The organism is Nostoc sp. (assembly GCF_036918245.1).
GTDB lineage: Bacteria > Cyanobacteriota > Cyanobacteriia > Cyanobacteriales > Nostocaceae > Nostoc.
The window spans coordinates 167091-186613 of record NZ_JBALEF010000094.1; the positions used below are offsets into that span (position 1 = coordinate 167091).

General features: G+C 42.5%; 18 protein-coding genes and 2 pseudogenes. 6 read left to right on the forward strand and 14 right to left on the reverse strand.

Annotated features, from left to right (window positions below; all coding sequences use genetic code 11):
* Positions 1-32: 32 nt before the first annotated feature.
* Complete coding sequence (gene argC, locus V7L12_RS27220) at positions 33-1091, reverse strand: N-acetyl-gamma-glutamyl-phosphate reductase (RefSeq protein ID WP_334929319.1); 1059 nt, start codon at positions 1089-1091, stop codon at positions 33-35.
* Positions 1092-1408: 317 nt separating this feature from the next.
* Between argC and ribBA the strand changes: the two genes are divergently transcribed.
* A complete protein-coding gene (ribBA, locus tag V7L12_RS27225; protein ID WP_335089109.1) occupies positions 1409-3082 on the forward strand; it encodes a bifunctional 3,4-dihydroxy-2-butanone-4-phosphate synthase/GTP cyclohydrolase II in 1674 nt (557 codons plus the stop codon).
* Between the two features lie 87 nt (positions 3083-3169).
* Here the strand turns inward: ribBA and V7L12_RS27230 are convergent.
* From V7L12_RS27230 to V7L12_RS27245, 4 genes and pseudogenes are all read right to left on the reverse strand, one after another.
* Positions 3170-3565: pseudogene (locus tag V7L12_RS27230) on the reverse strand (PIN domain-containing protein); the annotation flags it as partial.
* A gap of 18 nt (positions 3566-3583) precedes the next feature.
* The gene (locus tag V7L12_RS27235) at positions 3584-3811 is read right to left on the reverse strand and encodes a hypothetical protein (protein WP_334917241.1); all 228 of its coding nucleotides are present in this window, start codon (positions 3809-3811) and stop codon (positions 3584-3586) included.
* 137 nt (positions 3812-3948) lie between these two features.
* On the reverse strand, positions 3949-5661 hold the full coding sequence (locus V7L12_RS27240) for a diflavin flavoprotein (protein WP_335089110.1): 1713 nt from the start codon (positions 5659-5661) through the stop codon (positions 3949-3951).
* A 164-nt stretch (positions 5662-5825) separates the two neighbouring features.
* Positions 5826-7550 carry a diflavin flavoprotein gene (locus V7L12_RS27245; protein ID WP_335089112.1) on the reverse strand — a complete coding sequence of 575 codons (1725 nt, stop codon included), beginning with the start codon at positions 7548-7550 and terminating at the stop codon, positions 5826-5828.
* A gap of 110 nt (positions 7551-7660) precedes the next feature.
* On the opposite strand from V7L12_RS27245, the gene V7L12_RS27250 reads away from it, so the two are divergent.
* The 3 genes and pseudogenes from V7L12_RS27250 to V7L12_RS33390 all read left to right on the forward strand — a co-directional run bounded on the left by V7L12_RS27250 (position 7661) and on the right by V7L12_RS33390 (position 9551).
* Positions 7661-8509: a pantothenate kinase gene (locus tag V7L12_RS27250; RefSeq protein ID WP_335089114.1), complete on the forward strand. Its 849-nt coding sequence runs from the start codon at positions 7661-7663 to the stop codon at positions 8507-8509.
* Positions 8510-8591: 82 nt separating this feature from the next.
* Positions 8592-9074, forward strand: coding sequence for a hypothetical protein (locus V7L12_RS27255; RefSeq protein WP_335089116.1), 483 nt, complete (start codon positions 8592-8594; stop codon positions 9072-9074).
* Between the two features lie 8 nt (positions 9075-9082).
* Positions 9083-9551 (forward strand): annotated as a pseudogene (locus V7L12_RS33390) (type II toxin-antitoxin system VapC family toxin).
* Here the strand turns inward: V7L12_RS33390 and V7L12_RS27265 are convergent.
* The 5 genes from V7L12_RS27265 to V7L12_RS27285 form a co-directional block, all read right to left on the reverse strand.
* Entirely contained in the window at positions 9543-9764 is a 222-nt protein-coding gene (locus tag V7L12_RS27265) for an alpha/beta fold hydrolase (RefSeq protein ID WP_335089119.1), read from the reverse strand. The pseudogene V7L12_RS33390 and the gene V7L12_RS27265 sit on opposite strands and share 9 nt — an antisense overlap.
* Positions 9765-9797: 33 nt before the next feature.
* Complete coding sequence (locus V7L12_RS27270; RefSeq protein WP_335089121.1) at positions 9798-9935, reverse strand: hypothetical protein; 138 nt, start codon at positions 9933-9935, stop codon at positions 9798-9800.
* A 228-nt stretch (positions 9936-10163) separates the two neighbouring features.
* Complete coding sequence (locus tag V7L12_RS27275; protein ID WP_335089123.1) at positions 10164-11816, reverse strand: PRC-barrel domain-containing protein; 1653 nt, start codon at positions 11814-11816, stop codon at positions 10164-10166.
* A gap of 32 nt (positions 11817-11848) precedes the next feature.
* Entirely contained in the window at positions 11849-12034 is a 186-nt protein-coding gene (locus V7L12_RS27280; RefSeq protein ID WP_335089124.1) for a hypothetical protein, read from the reverse strand.
* Positions 12035-12498: 464 nt separating this feature from the next.
* Positions 12499-12948, reverse strand: coding sequence for a CAAD domain-containing protein (locus V7L12_RS27285; protein ID WP_335089126.1), 450 nt, complete (start codon positions 12946-12948; stop codon positions 12499-12501).
* 982 nt (positions 12949-13930) lie between these two features.
* Between V7L12_RS27285 and V7L12_RS27290 the strand changes: the two genes are divergently transcribed.
* On the forward strand, positions 13931-14815 hold the full coding sequence (locus tag V7L12_RS27290; protein ID WP_335089128.1) for a DUF2382 domain-containing protein: 885 nt from the start codon (positions 13931-13933) through the stop codon (positions 14813-14815).
* 466 nt (positions 14816-15281) lie between these two features.
* Here V7L12_RS27290 and V7L12_RS27295 read toward each other — a convergent pair whose 3' ends face one another.
* Both V7L12_RS27295 and V7L12_RS27300 read right to left on the reverse strand, forming a co-directional pair.
* Positions 15282-16094, reverse strand: coding sequence for an alpha/beta fold hydrolase (locus V7L12_RS27295; RefSeq protein WP_335089129.1), 813 nt, complete (start codon positions 16092-16094; stop codon positions 15282-15284).
* Between the two features lie 98 nt (positions 16095-16192).
* Entirely contained in the window at positions 16193-16687 is a 495-nt protein-coding gene (locus tag V7L12_RS27300) for an NUDIX hydrolase (protein WP_292780932.1), read from the reverse strand.
* Between the two features lie 732 nt (positions 16688-17419).
* On the opposite strand from V7L12_RS27300, the gene V7L12_RS27305 reads away from it, so the two are divergent.
* On the forward strand, positions 17420-17584 hold the full coding sequence (locus V7L12_RS27305; protein WP_167407613.1) for a hypothetical protein: 165 nt from the start codon (positions 17420-17422) through the stop codon (positions 17582-17584).
* Between the two features lie 193 nt (positions 17585-17777).
* On the opposite strand, the gene argH is transcribed toward V7L12_RS27305, so the two are convergent.
* Positions 17778-19163, reverse strand: coding sequence for an argininosuccinate lyase (argH, locus tag V7L12_RS27310; RefSeq protein ID WP_335089131.1), 1386 nt, complete (start codon positions 19161-19163; stop codon positions 17778-17780).
* Between the two features lie 82 nt (positions 19164-19245).
* Complete coding sequence (locus V7L12_RS27315) at positions 19246-19452, reverse strand: hypothetical protein (RefSeq protein ID WP_335089132.1); 207 nt, start codon at positions 19450-19452, stop codon at positions 19246-19248.
* Positions 19453-19523 lie beyond the last annotated feature (71 nt).

Consider the following 19523-nt stretch of genomic DNA (forward strand, 5'->3'; position numbering starts at 1 on the left):
GGAATAGGTATTTTCTGTCCCCTGTCCCCTAATCAAGGATAAAACCCCAACTTGGGCAACCCCAAGGTTTCATCCCAGCCCATCATCAGGTTCAGACACTGAATAGCTTGGCCCGCCTGTCCTTTAATTAGATTGTCAATTGCTGACATGACAATTACGCGACCCGTGCGTGGGTCAACTTCTACACCGATGTAACAAAGATTGCTGCCGTTAGCCCACTTGGTTTGCGGGTAAACGCCGCTACCGCAGACTCTTACCCAAGGAGAGTTGCGGTAGAAAGCTGAGAAAATTGTGATTAAGTCATCTCGCACTAGACCGGGATCGCTCATTGTGGCATATACTGTTGCCAAAATACCGCGTACCATTGGGATAAGGTGCGGTGTAAATTGGATCATGAGTTCGTGACCGGCTAAGTCACTGCAAATTTGCTCAATTTCTGGGGTATGACGGTGACGACCAACATTAAAAGCTGCTATGGAGTTGTCTGCTTCAGCTAGTAATAAGTTGGTTTGAGCCTGCCGTCCACTGCTAGATGTGCCAGACTTGGCATCGATAATAGCTGTTTCTGGTCTGATTAAGCCTTGCTTTAAAAGTGGCGAAAGTGCAAGGAGACTGGCAGTAGGATAGGAACCAGGACAGCCAATAAGTTGAGCTTCGGCAATGCGATCGCGATAAAGTTCTGGTAATCCATAAACTGCTGTAGCTGCAATTGTGCGATCGCTTCTCTCTATACCATACCAATTTGTATAAGTTGTCAAATCACTGAACCGATAGTCTGCACTCAAATCTAGTACTTTACATCCTTTTTCCAACAATTTGGGCGCGATTTGGCAAGCCAGACCATTTGGTAAAGACAAGAAAACTACTTCACAACGGTGAGCAATTATTTCTGGTTCTACTGCTTCTATTAGCAGGTTAGTTGCATGAGCCAGATGCGGGTAGAGATCCCCAAAAGATTTCCCGATACTACTTTCACCTCCTAAATAAACTATTTCGACTTCTGGGTGATCCATCAGTAGTCGTACTAACTGCACTCCACCATAGCCCGACGCGCCAACAATCCCAACGGGTACGCGTCTAAATTTGCCCATGATCTGAAATCCTTATCCCATGAATGGTTAATTCGTTCTCAGCTATCAACAATATCAGCGACCAGACGCACAGCGCACAAAACGTCTCAAACCCCTCTACTTTGTTCTAGGGAGATGGGCGAGCAAACAAACGATTATTATTCTTCTTCATCCCCTTCATCCTTTACTGTCGCTGCACTTTATCGCCACTTTTAATAGCAAAAATTTTTGCCCCGTTATCAAATCATTGCTAGTCTACTTCTCTGCCTTATAAAGAAGCTACAATCTAAAAGAAGAAATTGTTAAAAAAATTTACGTTTATAGCTGGAAATCTTTCTGTGTCACAGACTAATCCTACCCAAGCTTTTAAATTTGATTCGATTGATGCCGCTTTAGCAGACCTAAAAGCTGGTCGCGTCATTGTAGTGGTAGATGATGAAAATAGAGAAAATGAAGGCGACTTAATTTGTGCTGCCCAATTTGCCACACCCGACACGATTAATTTCATGGCGGTGCAAGCAAGAGGACTAATTTGTTTGGCAATGACAGGCGATCGCCTAGACGAGCTAGACTTACCCTTGATGGTAAGCAACATTACAGATACTAACCAAACTGCCTTCACTGTCAGTATTGATGCCGGGCCAGAATTAGGTGTCACCACAGGCATCTCAGCAGAAGACCGCGCCCGCACTATCCAGGTTACTCTCAACCCAGCCACAAAACCTACAGATTTACGTCGTCCTGGACATATTTTTCCCATTCGGGCTAAAGAAGGAGGCGTACTCAAACGCGCAGGACATACGGAAGCGGCTGTAGACTTATCTCGATTAGCAGGGCTATACCCAGCTGGGGTAATTTGTGAAATTCAAAACTCCGATGGTTCAATGGCGCGGTTGCAGCAGTTAGTTGAATACGCGAAACGTCACAATTTAAAAATTATTAGTATTGCGGATTTAATCAGTTATCGCCTACAGCACGATCGCCTAGTGTATCGTGAGGTAATTACCAAGCTGCCTAGTCAATTCGGTCAGTTTGAGATTTACGCCTATCGTCATACCCTAGATAATACAGAACACGTTGCAATTGTCAAGGGCGATCCAGCTAATTTCAAAGATGAGCCAGTAATGGTGCGAATGCACTCAGAATGCTTAACTGGTGACGCTTTAGGTTCTTTGCGCTGCGACTGTCGGATGCAGCTTGTAGCTGCACTGAAAATGATTGAGGCTGCTGGTCAAGGTGTAGTTGTATACCTGCGCCAAGAAGGACGGGGAATTGGCTTGATTAACAAGCTGAAAGCGTACTCGTTGCAGGATATGGGACTAGATACAGTAGAGGCAAATGAGCGTTTGGGATTTCCTGCTGACTTGCGAGACTACGGTATGGGGGCACAAATGCTCATGGACTTGGGCATCAAAAAGATTCGCTTGATTACCAATAATCCCCGCAAAATTGCTGGAGTCAAGGGTTATGGGTTGGAAGTAGTCGATCGCGTGCCATTGTTGATTGAGGCAACTGACTACAATTCCTATTATCTAGCGACAAAGGCGAAAAAGCTGGGTCACATGCTGTTACAGACTTATCTGGTGACAGTGGCAATCCACTGGCAAGATGACCCGGAAGCTGTGACGGAACGTTATGAGCGCTTAGAGAAACTGCGACACTTAGCCAAAATTAACGATCTGTTGTTGCAGGAAGAAGCGCGTCCTTTAGCGATCGCTCTATTTGACGAGCCATCTTTAACAGTACACTTGGGTTTTGATCAGGCAAAAGTTGCTAGCTGTGATTGGTATCAGCAGAGTGGTCATCCTTATATACAGGCAATCTTCCAAATTCTGGACAACCTAGCAACTGTGCCTTACATCCAGAAACTAGAATTTCTGATTTCTTCTGGTTGCGATCCTTTGAGTAATTTACAAGTTCAGCTAGATCGGCAGACATTCGCGGATGGTACACTGCCTTCATCGATTAGCGATCGCTTGGAGACGCAACAAATTTATAGCTTTAGCAAATAGCCACAACCCTAAAAGCCAACTTTTTAAGGGGGTTGGAGATTTATTGTGCGTAAGTCTTACCTTCCCCCGAACTTTTCAGGCATTCTGCTACATCAACTGATTTCTCATCTCTTTCGGTGATAGTACTGGAATCGGCGAACCTGTGAATCCATCTACATCACGAGTAACGATCGCTTCCAACCCCAACTTCATCGCAGACGCTACTTGCACCGCGTCTTCAAAATCAGTCAACCTCAATGTGATCGCCTGTTCTAGGACATCGCGATCCACTGCACAAATTTCCATCAGTGCTAACAATTGAGTCACTGCGGCAATCGCAACTTCAGCACTTTTGGTCTGGCGTCCAACTAAATAATGTACATCCGTAACCGTTGTCGCCGACATAAATCCTTCAACTTGCCCCGATTCAACTGTCTCTAGCAAAAAAGCAGTATCCGCCACAAAAGGTTCACGCGCTAGCAAAGCATCCAGCAGAACATTTGTATCAAATAAAAACTCGCATTACAGATACTTTTGCACCAACCGCTCATCTAGCATGGCTTTTACTTCTTCATCTGTAGGTGGCAGGGTATCAGTCTTGGCAATACCGATTAAACTTGCAGCTAAACCCTTTGGCTTTGGGGTTGGCTGAAGTTTTGGTTGGAGCGATCGCATCAATGTATTGATTAACTGCCAACGATCCTCAGCAGATAATCTCAGCGCTTGATCTTCAAGTTCACGTAAGGTCATAGCATTTACAAAGTCAATTTCAAAATTGTCAGTCTTTTCCCAGATTACCTAAAATCAAACCACCCCTCCCCAAAAGCGAGAAGGGAAACAATTGTACTAGAAAAAATAGGCTGGGGTCGAAAATTGGTGATGATTAATTAATAATGAGTTGCCGACTTGCGATGATGCACAGCAGTAACGCCATCAGTATCTAACAATTTGCCACTCTCGACAGTCGCATAAACTAGCCAATGGTCGCCAGATTCCATCCGGTTTTGTACGGAACATTCGAGATATGCTAGAGCATCCGTAAGTATGGGAGAACCGCTTTCCGTTTCTTGGGCGGCGACATCAGCAAATCGGTCTTGTCCTGGGCCAAAAGGTTTAAGGAAGTGCTTCATCAAGCCCAAGTGATTGCCTTCTTTAAGGATGTTGAGGACAAATTTGTTTCCTGTATGGGTCAGTGTTTCCACTGCGCGGTCTTTGGCGACGGCGATGGTTAAACCAGGTGGACTAAAACTTGCTTGAGATACCCAAGAAGCTAACATGGCACTGGAGCGATCGCCTTCCTTGGCTGTGAGAACGCAAAGAGAACCGACAATCCGACCAACTGCTTGTTCTACATTTGTTGCAGGTTGACTTGGCGATCGCACTTTTCTCGCTTTCTTCAGTGCTTGGGCAAAGTCGGTTCCAGCTTCTTCACATAATTGTAAGGTGGCATCGTCGGGTTTGAATTTTACGCGGATCGTATCAAAACCAAACCGATAGCCAGCATCTTTTAATTTACTCTCAATTAAATCAACCGCTTCCCCACTCCAGCCAAAGGAACCAAAAGCACCAGCGAGTTTATTGTTAGTAGCAGTGGATAGCACAATTCCTAATGCTGTTTGCACAGGTGTGGGTGCATGACCACCAAGGGTAGGAGAACCAATGATGAAACCACCCGCTTTTTCCACAGCCGCCCTGATTTCTTCTGGTTCCGTAAATTCGCAGTTAATCGATTCTACGGCGACGCCAGCTTTTGTAATTCCACGAGCGATCGCTTGGGCTAATGTGGCTGTATTTCCATAAGCGGACGCATAAATTAACGCTACTGTCAAGTCAGCAGAAGTTTGCTGTTGACTCCATTCCCGATAAGCTTTGGTTAGGTCTATTAAGCCATAGCGTACCAAAGGGCCGTGTCCAGTGGCATACATTCGCACAGGAAAATCGACAAGTTTATCCAGTGTTGTTTCAACTTGACGGGCGTGGGGAGCCATGAGGCAATCAAAATAATAGCGCCGATCTTCGTTATATACTTCCCAACCTTCATCAAATACCTGATCTCCACAAACGTGCGCCCCAAATAACTTATCTGTGTACAGAATTTCTGTTTGTGGATCGTAGGTGCAAAGTTGATCTGCATAGCGGGGATTGGGGGTGGGAATAAATTGTAAATTATGCCCATTACCCAAATCTAGAGTTTCTTCGCCCCGCATGACAAGAATTTGCAAGTCTGGATTTTCCAGCGCTGCACGTAAATTTATCGCCCCTGGATTAGAACACACAAAGGTGATTTGCGGAGCAATTTCTAACAAAGCTTTTAAAGTTGCAGCGCGGTTAGGATTTACGTGTCCCAAAATTACATAATCTAAATCTTCAAGATGGAAACGTTGCTGTAAAGCTTCTAAATAAATTTGCGTAAACGTTTCCCCTGGAGGGTCAATGATGGCGGTTTTATCACTTTCGATTAAATAAGAATTTGCAGTTGTACCCTTGGCAAGGGCATATTCAATTTCAAATCTCAGTCTTGACCAACTGCGCGATCGCAGTATTCTTGTATCTGTAGCTATTGGATAAACTTGAACGTCACGGGGTTTATTTTTTGACATGGCTGAAACAAGAGTTATGAGTTATGAGTTATGAATTATGAGTTGAAGAAAGTCGTTAATCTAAATCTTTTAACTTCCGTTGTGCAGACGATATTTTTTATTAAACTCGTCTCTACAACTCCTAATTTTTAACTTCTAACTTCTAACTCCTAATTCCTAACTTTTTAGTAGTGGTTTCCAACTTTACGATGATGCACAGCAGTCAAAGCTTCTGGCTTAGAAACCCGTCCGGCGTAGACTGTGCTGTATACTGCCCAGTGGTCGCCGCAATCCATTCTACTGATGACTTCGCACTCCATATAGGCGAGGGCGTCGTTAAGAATAGGCGCACCATTTTCGGCTGGCTGAGTTCTCACACCTTCAAAGCGATCTGCACCAGGGGCGAACCGTTTCAAAAAGTGTTTCATTAATGGTTGGAAATTGCCTTCTTCTAAGATGTTGAGAACAAAGCGATCGCCTACTTGCATAAGTGATTCAATCGCCCGATCTTTGGCGACTGCAATGGAGAATCCCAATGGTTTAAAGCTAGCTTGAGCAACCCAAGAGGCTAGCATGGCACTAGAAACATCGCCTTTTTTCGCAGTAATAATATATAATCCGCCGCTGATTCTACCTAGTGCTTTATCTAAGTCAGCACCAAGAGATTTCATGGCTTTGATGCTGCGATCGCGTGTTACCCATTGAGCTAAGTCTGTACCCGCTTCTTCACACAACTTGTAAGTGTTTTCTGTGGGTGTTTGTTTAATCCGAATCGCTGGAAAAACTGTTGTCAAACCCAAATTGCGGAATTTACTCACCAAAGGATCTATTGGCTCATCATCGCCACCACCGGTTTCAAATACGCCGATAGCTTGCTTTTCTTTGGCTGATCCTAAAACTGTGCTGAGTGCAGATTGGATGCTTGCAGCGCCAGAAGCCGGAGGTAGACCAACAATTAGTCCAGCACATCGGCTCACTAGTTCCCGCAGTTCTTGTAAATCGACTTCAGAACCCAAATCGACAATTTCCACGGCAACACCAGTTTTACCGATACCATTGGCAATTGCTTGCGCGAGGCGATCACTATATCCGTATTCGGAAACGTAAAATATTCCAATTATAGTTTCTGGCTTGGCTTGGGTTTGGCTCCAAGTGCGGTAACGTCCAACTAGTTCCTCAACATTGTGAGATAATAATGGGCCGTGTCCTGTGGCAATCATACCGATGGTTTTCAGTTCCGCCATCCGCTTCAGCGCAGATAAAACTGACCGGGCATTTGGCCCCATCAAGCAATCGTAGTAATAATGAAAGTCTTCTTCGATCGCCGCCAAGTCTTCATCAAAGGTGCTATCTGAGCAATAGTGCAGCCCAAAAGCATCGCAGGTGTAGAGAGTTTTGGTTTTGTGGTCGAAGCTGAAAATGGTATCCGGCCAATGTAAATTTGGGGCAATCACGAATTCAAATTCATGACCATTGCCCAAATCTAAGCGATCGCCATTTTTCACAATCCGCCGCTTAAATGGCTGATGTACGAAATCCTCAAGAAACTGAATCGCCACCTTAGAACCGACAACGGTAATTTCTGGAGCTATTTGCAGCAAATCTTTAACTAAACCGCTATGGTCTGGCTCAGTGTGGCTGATAATTAAATAATCAATATCTGTTGGGTTGATTAGTCCGGTGAGCGTATCGAAGTATAGTTGACGAAACTTCTCGTGGGAGGTATCAACTAAGGCAGTCTGCTCCCCACGAATGAGAAACGAGTTATAAGTAGTGCCGTTTTGCAAACCAAACTCAATATCGAAGCGATCGCGATCCCAATCCAAAGAGCGAATAGCCGTCGTCTCTTGAGCAATCTCTACAGTCTCTATGGTGAGCCGTTTTTCAGTTTTTTCGGTGAGCGCTACCATAACTCCCCTCCTTGACAAATTGAGTATTTATTCCTCTAGGTTTATTGTTACACGGCTTGAATGTTAATTTTTATTAAAAAGCCTATGACTGACTTAAAAAAGTTAAAAGTGTGAAACCACAAAGGCACCGAGAGGAAATTTGGCTAGCCTTGGAAATTGGGAATTCTCGGCTGCATTGGGCATTGTTTTTACGCGAGACACTTTACTCAGCTTGGGATACCGACTATTTTCCTGAGTCTGTCATACAACACCTAGCTGAATGTCAAACCCTAGATGATTTATTACTGGCAATTTCTCCACCCCATCAACAAAGTAATTTTCTCACAAATACTCCACCCCTTTGCACCTTTGCGCCTCTGCCCCCCTGCCCTCTCCTCCTCGCTTCCGTAGTTCCCAGCCAAACTGCTATTTGGCAAAGTTATCCCAACATTCGCGTTATTAGCTTAGACCAGATACCACTAACAGGTGTGTATCCCACATTAGGAATTGACCGCGCTTTAGCTTTGTGGGGTGCGGCGAAAACTTGGGGTTTTCCAATGTTGGTGATTGATGCTGGGACAGCGGTGACTTTTACAGCTGCGGATGCTAATAAGTGTCTAGTTGGAGGTGCAATTTTACCGGGATTAGGTTTGCAATTTGCAACTCTCGGTCAAAAAACAGGACAATTACCATTAGTAGAAATACAAAGTTTTGCCTCTCTACCATCACGTTTTGCGCTGAATACAACAGAGGCTATTCAAAGTGGAGTTATTTACACATTAATAGCTGGAATTAAAGATTTCATTGAGGCGTGGTGGCAGTTATTTCCTGATGGGAATATTGCAATTAAAGGGGGCGATCGCACTTTATTACTAAGTTATCTGCAAGCCTTGTATCCTGAAATTGCAGCACATTTGATTGTGGAACCAAATTTGATATTTTGGGGAATGCGGGAAATAGTAATGGAGCATAAAGAATAGGAATCCGAATTTTCACGGCAAAGAGACAATCCAAAACCCAGATAGCATAGAATTAAAAGAGAAGTTTCCCCCTAAATAAACCATGCCCAAAACTTCACAGCTAGATGTCATTATGCAGCAATTGGATGCCCTTTCTTCAGCAGAATTACTAGCAGTTAGGGCAAGAGTCGATGCCTTGATTGAGGGACAATCGTTGCCATTGGGCAAAGGTCAACCACCTTTGTTTCGTTTGCGTAACGTTCAGATCCCTGAAAGTACTACATATTATGGGAGTTTTAGTAGATTTACATTCATTCGTAACGAGAATAACGACGTAGACATCCTTGCTGCACCTGCAACTATAAATATACCAAGAACAAATGCAACAAATCCCTTGCCAACCTGGTTACGAGCATTAAGACAAAATCAAGTTGCCCAATTTTTGGAATCGGAATCAAAAGGAGATGATTCCTTAGAAAAGGTAATGGAACTGGTTGACGAATGGATGGTTGATGAATCGGGATATGATGAACAAACATACCCACAGATTGAGACAGGCTTGAATCAGAATCGGATGTCAGTGTAAAAACGCAGATCAGTAGAGCCGTATTGCTAGACACTCATCCTTTGAGTCAAGTAACGCATCCACAAGTAAACCCAAAAGTCCAACAGTGGTTGAAATCTTTACAGAAAACTGAAACTGTTATACGTGTGCCAGAAATAGCCGATTATGAACTTCGGCGTGAACTATTGAGACAAGGAAAACAAAAAAGTATAGATCGCCTCAACAAACTTAGTCAGTCAAATTTGTCTCATACCACTGACTCCCGAAACGATGCGAAAAGCAGCCGAACTATGGGCATGGGTACGAAACCAGGGGAAGCCTACGGCAAGCAATGATAGCTTAGATGGTGATGTAATTCTTGCTGCTCAAGCAATTCTCCAATTGAAGAGTTTTGATCAGGTGATAGTTGTGACAACAAACTTGAAACACATATCACGCTTTGAGAGCGAAGGAATATGTGTATTAGATTGGCAGCAAACCCTGAATGAGCTAGTTTAATTCGTTTAAATTATGGCTTTTTAAGATAGCTTTAATAAACTCTCGAATCTCGATCGCTACAACCCCAGTACAAGATTCTGGTAAGTCATTTCCGGCATGGGCAATCATTTTTAACTCGACTTTCGGCATCAGTTGAGCATAAACCCGACTTTTAGCTAAAGCATCTGGTGTGTCTTGGCCACCTTGTAAAATAAAAATCGGCACATCTATCATGTAAAGCCGCTTTTGTACTAATTCCGCCTCAATTTATGCTTGTCGCCGTTTGAACAGTAACTGGCAAGCTATGGGGTAACACAACAATTCCTGACGTAATTGCAAATCCTGGGCAATTTTTTCATACCAACCCAGAATTTTAGTGAAAGGAATTAGCGGGGATCTAGACACCGCGAATTTTCACAAATCAGATAGGATTGCTATATGTCTATAGTGTATTTTCTCTGAGGCAGATACCAACGATTGAAATACTAGGAATGTTGTTTGGTATATCTAAAAGAACTACGCCTTAATAGGTGATATTTTTCAGCTTAGTAACTAGGTTGGCTGGAATTAAAAAGGCACAAATCCCAATACAGTAAGTACTTAAAAATTCAGTTAAGGTGTTAAAGTCGAGCATTAGTTTACTGAAATTGATTTGGATTCAAGTTGCGATCGCCCATTATCGTGATGCGACAGGGCCGCCATTCCATGTTCTTGGGCACGTAGCTCTTGACCAGAGATTTCTGGCTCTTTAATATAGACCGAACTCAGTAAGATATTCAGGACTCCACCTTCTTCAGCCTGACGTACAGCGCGATGCGTAATCAATTCACCCACATTCAGAATCACATTGTCTTCTGGATCAAGAATGACGCGGGTAACTGGACGACCCAGTGCTTGTTCAATTCGTTGCTTCCTCATCGCCCGTGTACTGTGTCTTTGTAGCATTTCTGCCTTCTGTTTCAAGGCTTGCCAGAAAGTATTGAGGTTCTCTTGAGCGACGCTTGCCCCCTGGCGCAGTTGAACTTTGGTTTCTAACCATGTGTCACTTGTGGTAGAACGAACTGCGGTTGCCAGAGCCAGACCAGCAGCGTTGAGCAATTCTGCTTGTTTGCCGTAAGTCTGGGCACGAGCAAGGACGGATTCAGTTACAATCTGCCCAGATGCCGCAATAATTAAGCCATCGTCAGCACGCACCGTTTGCAGGACTCTGCGCCCTCTTACCTGCTGGATCGCCTGTGCTGCCAGCCCATTAACAGAGTGACGTAGGTTAGCAGCACTGCTCATCGTTGCGCTCCCAATTCGATTGCTAGTAGATTCTGTTGCTGCTTGCAAATTGCGGCTGATGTTTGCAGTCAGACTGCCACCAGTAGCTCGATAGAGTTCATCAAGGATACCCATACGAGCGGCCGCTTCTGCATCAACTAGCGTGACTTCTTGCCCTTGTAGTAGCAGTACACTACCGTCTGGCGTTAGCACATCTCGCTCAACATGCTTGCCAATCACGTATAGCTTTTGCTCGGCAGGGTCAACCAAATTATTTGTCAGGGAGGCAGATGCATTTCGATTGAGGTCTTGCAGTTTGCTGCTAGTAGCATCAGTTGCGGCTTGTAGTTGCTCACCTGCATTTTGGCTGGCTGACTGTAGCCTGCGGTTCACGTTCTCTACTGAGCTTTGCAGTTGCTCACCTGCATTTTGGCTTGCTGACTGTAGCCTACGGTTAGCCGTTTGAGCCGATTCTTGGAACCTGTCTTCAGTTGCTTGGACGGCTCCCCGGATACCACCGACCTGTTCTTCCATCATTTGAGCAGTTTCTGGAGGCACAAAGGCAACATCGTCACCAATTGTCAATGCTTTGGGAGCAGGAACGAAAGATCGCCCGGAGTAAGCATCGGCAAATACACCGCCAGAAACTTCGTATCCTTCCACCAGTCCACTATGTTCATCAAAGAACAAATCCACCAGTCCACCAAGGTAAAGTCCCTCAGTGGTCAGAATTCTCGTTCCTCTGAGTACGATATTCTGGTGCAGAATCTCTTTAATTGCAGGGACACGATGTGCCTTAACAACAGATTCTTTCGATTTAACTATAATCGCATCGGACCCGATCGCTTGCACCTCTTGTAGGGGAATAACTTTTGCATCCCGAAACAGTCCCTTCTCTTCAACCAGGAAACCCAAAAGTTGATTGCGTTTGTGATCAAAAATTAAATCTAGAATTCGCTGAATTTTCTGACCCTTGTCAGAGGTGACGACTACTTTATCGATCACATCACTACCTTTACGCATTTATCTATCCCTCGCAGTTATTATTGATTGGGTTATTTAGTGACTTGTTCGTTGGTTGGCTGAATTTTTAGCTGAAAATATCGTCCCTCTGTGCCAAAACCAGGAACGATGTCAATAACACCAAAGTATTCCAGGAATACCCCAAAGATGGCGATAAGGATGATAAGAACGGTGATATTTGCTCCAGTATTAGAGCGTTGTCCTACGAGTCTAGGCATTTTTTCCTCTTATTTTTGTTGTTTTTTTATCGTCAAGCTTGCTATAAAAATCAGATAAGGTTGTTTAGATAATTATTAATTGGACTTATATATTTATCTCCCGCCATATGCCATCGCTCAGTTTATTCTTTAAAAATAAATAAATTCCACAAAAAATATGGGCATTTGATTATTTGGATTTCCCTAAGCTATTTTAATTAGCGCTAGTCCTGATGATCGGGCGACTTAGTTTAACGCACACCCCTATATATCTGTACAATGATCAAGTAAAACTCGGCTTTTTATTTGATCACAAGTATTTCAATACACATATATGGCAGTCCTATCTGATTTGTGAAAATTCGCGGTGTCCAGATACCCGACTTCGTAAAAGAAGTCGGGTATCTAACTTTTCACGAATGATTTAGAATTGCTATATATGGCGAAAAAAAACTTTTTCATTCGCCACTATACTGTAGTTAGCTCTAAGTCTGGGATTCTTGTATGCCTAGAATTTGTTTTTTAAGCAAACGAATTTCTTCTGCTAATTCTTGGCGAGTATAATCTTTGAGCAAGTAGCGAAAAGTAAACCAAATTGTGTAACCCAGTCCAATGAACTGTAGAATTGGAGAAACTAATGGAATACCATTTATTGCGTTCAGTACTGCTAGAAATATTCTCAGTGTCGTAACCACTATTACAAGCAAAGCAAAGCTGATAATTGGTAGTTTGTATTCTTGGTAGAACCGACCTATGTACTCAGGTAGTTGTGCCAAAAATGTAGAAATCTGTCTACCAATTCTTTGCCATTGTTCTTCAGTTTCTGAGGCAGGTGGTAACATTGGCAAGTTTCCAGCCTCTGAACCTTTAAGTGCTTCTATCCGGTTTTGGGAGGCAGCATCAACGTATTGCTGTTGCTCGAATTCAGTTTTCATAATTTTCTCCTAATTTTCTACAATGAGAACAGTTTTAAAGTTTAGGCTTTGTTGCTATCAACTTTGGCAACAGTTGCTTTAACAACTACATTTTTAATGCCTTTTATTTCCTTAGCTATGAACTTTTGACTCTACACAGTGAGTTAAACAGTTTCATGGCGGCAATCAACAATGGTAACAGCAGAGTCTTCACTGTTGTTATCAAAACTCACTGTTTGACGAACTCCTCAGTTGTCACCTGCGGAGGCATCATCAATAATAAAATCCTCAATTCTTCGCTGTTTGAGAATCGCTTCCGCACGCAGACCCTCAATAGAATTACCTTTAATTATTACTAAGTAATCATCTCGACTGAAGCGATCGCTTAATTTATTAGGGCTTTAATAACATTAAGGCATTTTCATATTAGTTGAGCATCAATCTCTTGGAGTAAGTTTTTTTTCTCTAGAGTGAGATTAGGACTTCAACTCAAATAATAAGAGCTAAAAAAAATATCAAGATATTTGATTAAAATGTAAGGTTGTAAAAAAATTAAATAGCTGAAAGTTCTGAATATATATGAGTTGGGCTGAGTTTTAAACTGACGTTTTAGGCTATAACCTAGTCACAAAAATATTAATAATAGAGGTATCCTGGTTTATAAGTACTGCCCTCTAGAGTTTCCTACCGCGACAGTCGTGAACAAGGTTGAAACCCCTACTTTGTTAAGCGGCTTATTTTCATGTGGGGTTAACTCTCCGGCTGAAAAGTCCTGCCAGACTGCCTTCAGGAAAAATTTGGTTATAATTTATTTCATCATCAGAGTCACAAAAGTTAAGATTTTTGAAATAAGACTTCTTCAGAATGCAAGTAAAACTAGATTGAATTACTATTTTTTTTTAAAGCTCAACATGATTTAATTTAATTTTGGTCAAAAGGATTTATCTAAATTGAATGTGCTAAATTATAAAAAAGAAATAGTACGTTTTTAAGGAATAGAATAATGCCACTGCAAAAAATAAGTGAATTTGATACAGACTACCGGGATGCTATTCAAGGTAACGACATCAAAGGAATGGATGTGTATGTTCAAGGAACTGATGAGAAGATTGGCACGGTAAGTGATGCTGTAGTAGACGAACAAGGAGCGTTCCGCTATTTAATTGTTGACTTAGGCCTTTGGATTTTTGGCAAGAAAGTATTACTACCAGTAGGGAAATCGCGTATTGACTCTAGAGCAAACCGTGTATATGCCGTTGGTATCACAAAAGAGCAAGCAGAAAAGTTGCCTGAATATCAAGAACACACAGCGCTTGATTACGACTATGAAGAACGGGTGCGTGGAGGATATCGTACACCGTCTGTAGGAAGTTCAGCTGCGGTAGCATCGACAGATGGTCGTACTGCTCCCACTTATGATCGCAACAACTACACATATGCAAACGACGCCGATCTCTATGATGTCAATGCTCATGAAGACCAAACCTTCAAACTCTACGAAGAAAGGCTGGTTGCCAACAAACAGCGCCGTAAAACTGGAGAAGTGACAATTGGCAAGCACGTTGAAACAGAAACTGTAAGAGTTTCTGTTCCAGTGGAAAAAGAGCGAGTCGTAATTGAGCGAGTTACTCCTCAAGATGCAGGCAAAGTTGTGTCTGCTGAAACAGCTAACTTCGGTGAGGGCGAGGTAGCACGTATAGAACTCTATGAAGAAGTTGCTGATGTCCAGAAAGAAGCTTTTGTGCGCGAAGAAGTCAGAGTCCAAAAAGTTGTAGACAAAGAAACCGTTGAAGTTAAAGAAACGATTCGACGTGAAGAGTTAGATGTTGATGCTGAGGGTCGTACTATTGAGGAAAAAACTGGTAAGTTGCCCAAAGACCGTATTTAAGAAGACTGCTTTTAGGCTTCATCCCTTGTCAGACAGCACAGAGATTCCAGGCTGAGTCTGGAATCTCTTCAAGGGTTTTCGGCATTTTTGTGATCGAGCAGAACTCTTGAGAGTACATAAACGAAAAAGTATTGGCCGCCTCAACCAATTTAACCAAATTTGTCTTATACCATTGACTCCTGAAACGATGCCAAAAGCAGCCGAATTATGGGCATGGGTACGAAACTAGGGCAAGCCTACGGCAAGATAATGACAGCTTGGATGGTGATGTAATTCTAGCTGTTCAAGCAATTCTCTAATTGAAGAGTTTTGATCAGGTCATAGTTGTGACAACAAACTTGAAACACATATCAGGCTTTGAGAGCGAAGGAATATGTGTAGCAGATTGGCAGCAAACTCTTAATGATTTAGCTTAATTGGTTGAGTTCACGGCTTTTGAGATACGTAACCCGCTTTTCTCTAATTACTAATTTCCTTTAATAAACTCCCGAATCTCAACCGCCACAACCCCAGCACAAGCTTCTGGTAAGTCATTTCCGGCATGGGCAATCATTTTCAACTCGACTTTCGGCATCAGTTGAGCATAAACCCGACTTTTAGCTAAAGCATCTGGTGTATCTTGGCCACCTTGTAAAATAAAAACCGGAATATCTATCATGTAAAGCCGCTTTTGCACTAATTCTGCGTCAATTTCTGCTTGTCGCCGTTTGAAAAGTAACTGGCAAGCTATGGGGTAACGCAACAATTCCTGACGTAATTGCAAATCCTGTGCAATTTTTTCATACCAACCCAGAATTTTAGTGAAGGGAGTTAGCGATCGCAAAAATTTAACTATTAGTGGTGGATAATTCAATAATCGCCGCATCTTCTGGCAATACTCTTCTTGTCCTGCTATCTCTACGCCCTCTGGTGCTAGCAGTACCACACCATCAACTTTCTCTGGATACTTTAAAGCATAGCTAGCAGCAATCCAACCCCCAAGAGAATGCCCCACTAAATATACTTTTTCTAGCTTCACAGCTTGCAAAAATTCAGCTAGACACTCAACTTGTAAATCTATCGAATGGTGGATATTAGGATTTTCTGATTCACCAAACCCTAACAAATCAGGTGCAAAACAATGAAAATCTTGTGCAAGGGACTCCATCACAGATAACCATTGACTGCTCTCATTCCAAGCACCATGTAAAAAAATTATAGGAGTTTTTTCACCGACTTCACGCCAGAATAATAGCCCTTGAGAGAGCTTTCTCCGGGAGTTACGGAATAGTGTATCCATTTTATTTAGTAGTTAACTTTTAGCACCATAATAAATAGTCATTAGTCATTAGTCATTAGCATCTGAAAAATAACTAATGACTAATGAAAAAAATATTGTTATGCCAGTGTTGTCAAGCCATTCAAGTAGTCTTGCAACTGCCGAGTATGGTCGTGAGACATCTTTCCTGAAGGTAGTAAACTGGGAGAGAAAGCTTGGATTTCCATGACTTCTAAAGTGTCTTTAATCTCCATTGTCCCATGCACCTCGGCTTCAACCACAATACAAATTGAATGGATTCTGGGGTCGCGGTCTGGTGCAGAATAAACTCCTACTAAACGGTTAATTTTCACCAATTCTAGCCCGGTTTCCTCCATCAATTCCCGGCGGACTGTATTGGGAACATCTTCTCCCCAATCCACAATCCCTCCAGGTAATGACCAAAGACCATTGTCGCGCCGCCGGATCAGTACAATCCGACCATCGGGTAAAATTGGGATGATACTAGTGCCAGTAATGGGATGACGAAATATTATACCCAATACTGTTTGTCCAATACGCCATAAGCTACGTGTGGACTCGACAGCTGCCGGAAAAAAAGCAATAACGTTCAATCTTCAAAATTTATGTGTTGTATTCTATAGTTCTCTACCACTTACATAGGCTCAACTAATAAAATTTTTGTTGAGTTTTGTTTTATGCAAAAATGTTTGTGGTTTGAGATTTTATTCTCACGATTTACGTAGAATATTATCAATTCTAACATTAAGTTTCATGAGAAGCACTGTATTTATATATACATGATATTTCTTTAGGCAAGTAAATTTTCAGTTTATAGCTAGCATTAGTGCTGCTGAAACTAGCTGTTATTAATAGATTTTTAGAACACATGAAAAAATAATATGAATAATAAGTCAAAATCCAAAATTCTGAATTATGAATTTATAAGAGGCAATTAAGTAGGGTTTAAAACCTACAATTAATTAAAGACCACTAAATCAAAAATTAGACTCTATGCTTAAACTTACCTATGCCTCCTGAGTATTGATGACCGACTCCTGAATTATTTCTTGATAATATTGGTTTGTTTCAAGAACAACAACTAATGAGCTAATTTACAATTATTTGACAGATTGGAATCTCAGAAAAGATATTTTTCGTCTTACTGGCGGGGATAATTCAGAATTTTTATTGACAAAGTTGGGTATAATGCGATAGGCTAGTACACTGTTTAAAGCGTATTTATTGCTGCACTAGGCTAAAAGTATATCAATAACATTGGTAGCTCATCTTGCCTACGTGATGCCTAGTTGCTACTTTTTTGTTGTTTATTAATAGAGGTGAACATGGCCAAGCGCCGTAACCCGAAAAAAGAAAAGGCGCTACGTAACCAGGCGTATGCCAGAAAGTTTCGTAAACGGACTACGACAGGAAGAATGCAGAGAAGGTTCCAACAAAGACCACCAAAGAGTGAGGAAGAAGAAGGCGCAGCAGCAGCTGACACTGAATAAGCTGCCTGCCTAAATCCTTATTGTTTGGGTTATTTACCTTTTGGGGCGCACATTTATTTGTACGCCCTTATTTATTTTTGGGGATTGGGGATTGGGGATTGGGCATTGGGCATAGAGAAAAGACAAGGGAGAGATTTATTCAATAATTCCCCTTGTATCCCTTATCCCCCCTACTCTCCACTCCCCAATCCCTCTATTGAGCAATTTGAGCACGGGCGGCTATGAGTGCTTTGCTTACCTGTACAAAGCCAGTACCTCCGTAACTGTTGCGGGCAGCAACAACTTGACGGGGGGATATCGCCTCATAAATATCTGCTGCAAATGCCGGGTGTAGTTGTTGCCACTCTTCCAATTTCAAATCTTTTAGGAGTTTACCTGCGGCGATACTAGTTTTTACCACCTTACCCACAAGGTTGTAAGCTTCCCGAAAAGGAACGCCCCGTGCTGCCAGATAATCTGCTACATCGGTGGCATTAGAAAAATCTTCCGCCACAGCTGATGCTAACCGCTGGGTACGAAATTCTAAGCCTTCCCTGAGCAAAATCGTCATCGCTTCTAGAGACGCTTTGACTGTGTTAACGCTATCAAATAGACCTTCTTTATCTTCTTGTAAGTCTTTGTTATATGCCAGGGGTAGCCCCTTCATGATGACTAACATCGCCTGGAGATGACCGAATACACGTCCTGTTTTCCCCCGCACCAATTCTGGAACATCGGGATTTTTCTTTTGGGGCATGATACTGGAACCAGTAGCACAGCTATCTTTGAGGGTGACGAAGCGAAATTCTTCAGATGACCAAAGAATCACTTCTTCTGCAAGGCGGCTGAGGTGAACCATAATCAAGCTAGCGGCACACAAAAATTCGATCGCAAAATCGCGATCGCTCACTCCATCGAGGCTATTAGCATAAATATCGTCAAAATTCAAGAGTTTGGCTGTGTAGTGGCGATCAATAGGGAAAGTTGTGCCCGCTAAAGCACCACATCCCAAAGGTGAGATATTCACGCGGCGAGAAACATCTGCTAAGCGTTCCCAGTCACGTTGCACCATTTGAAAGTATGCCAAGAGGTGATGAGCTAAACTCACAGGTTGGGCGCGTTGGAGGTGGGTATAACCAGGAATTAGAGTCTCAACGTGCTTTTCGGCTATATCCAGTAGAACACCTTGAAATTCTCGCAATTCGCTTTCGATTTGTTGGATTTGGTCGCGCAGGTAGAGTCTGGTATCAGTGCCAACTTGGTCATTACGCGATCGCGCCGTATGCAACTTTTTACCCACATCGCCGACAATTTCTGTCAGTCGGCCTTCAACTGCAAAATGTACGTCTTCAGCATCGACACCGGGCTGAAATTTCCCCTGGCGGTACTCTTGGCGAATTTGTTCTAAACCGGCAACCAGTTGCTCTCCTTCTTCTGGGGAGATGATGCCCGTGTGAGCAAGCATTTTGGCATGAGCTTGAGAACCAGTGAGGTCATATTCGATTAATTCAATATCAAAACTTATACTGGCATTAAAACGAGCGATCGCTGGATGCAACGCTGATTCAAACCGCTGGCTCCAAGTTTCTTTTTTGGTCATAAATATGAGGAGAGTGGGCATCAATTTTGGATTTTAGATTAATCATCAATCCAAAATCCAAAATCTAAAATCTAAAATTACTTTAACCGTAGCTAGTTAGATTCCGAATCATATAGCCAATGACTAAACCAATCAACAATGCCCACACTTGACCTGTTTGTATAAAGTAGCTCCAAGCTTTTTGCATCTGACCCATAACGTTTGGATCGGTGATTGTTTGTGCTAATGCTGTCCAATTTACAGGCAAATGCCAAAGTAACTGAGATGTCAAATCGCTGTAATTGCTCATCTTTGGTGATTAAGAAGTTAGGGGTGGCAAATTTCAGCATCAGTTTATTATTTACATTAATTACTGATATT

What these genes read in the sequence shown, in the direction of transcription:
- argC (WP_334929319.1), bottom strand. Translation starts at nt 1,091, where the DNA reads ATGGGCAAATTTAGACGCGTACCCGTTGGGATTGTTGGCGCGTCGGGC.
- V7L12_RS27285 (WP_335089126.1), bottom strand. Translation starts at nt 12,948, where the DNA reads ATGAAAACTGAATTCGAGCAACAGCAATACGTTGATGCTGCCTCCCAA.
- V7L12_RS27315 (WP_335089132.1), bottom strand. Translation starts at nt 19,452, where the DNA reads ATGAGCAATTACAGCGATTTGACATCTCAGTTACTTTGGCATTTGCCT.
- V7L12_RS27275 (WP_335089123.1), bottom strand. Translation starts at nt 11,816, where the DNA reads ATGCGTAAAGGTAGTGATGTGATCGATAAAGTAGTCGTCACCTCTGAC.
- V7L12_RS27290 (WP_335089128.1), top strand. Translation starts at nt 13,931, where the DNA reads ATGCCACTGCAAAAAATAAGTGAATTTGATACAGACTACCGGGATGCT.
- V7L12_RS27255 (WP_335089116.1), top strand. Translation starts at nt 8,592, where the DNA reads ATGCCCAAAACTTCACAGCTAGATGTCATTATGCAGCAATTGGATGCC.
- argH (WP_335089131.1), bottom strand. Translation starts at nt 19,163, where the DNA reads ATGACCAAAAAAGAAACTTGGAGCCAGCGGTTTGAATCAGCGTTGCAT.
- V7L12_RS27280 (WP_335089124.1), bottom strand. Translation starts at nt 12,034, where the DNA reads ATGCCTAGACTCGTAGGACAACGCTCTAATACTGGAGCAAATATCACC.
- V7L12_RS27245 (WP_335089112.1), bottom strand. Translation starts at nt 7,550, where the DNA reads ATGGTAGCGCTCACCGAAAAAACTGAAAAACGGCTCACCATAGAGACT.
- V7L12_RS27305 (WP_167407613.1), top strand. Translation starts at nt 17,420, where the DNA reads ATGGCCAAGCGCCGTAACCCGAAAAAAGAAAAGGCGCTACGTAACCAG.
- V7L12_RS27295 (WP_335089129.1), bottom strand. Translation starts at nt 16,094, where the DNA reads ATGGATACACTATTCCGTAACTCCCGGAGAAAGCTCTCTCAAGGGCTA.
- V7L12_RS27240 (WP_335089110.1), bottom strand. Translation starts at nt 5,661, where the DNA reads ATGTCAAAAAATAAACCCCGTGACGTTCAAGTTTATCCAATAGCTACA.
- V7L12_RS27235 (WP_334917241.1), bottom strand. Translation starts at nt 3,811, where the DNA reads ATGACCTTACGTGAACTTGAAGATCAAGCGCTGAGATTATCTGCTGAG.
- V7L12_RS27265 (WP_335089119.1), bottom strand. Translation starts at nt 9,764, where the DNA reads ATGATAGATGTGCCGATTTTTATTTTACAAGGTGGCCAAGACACACCA.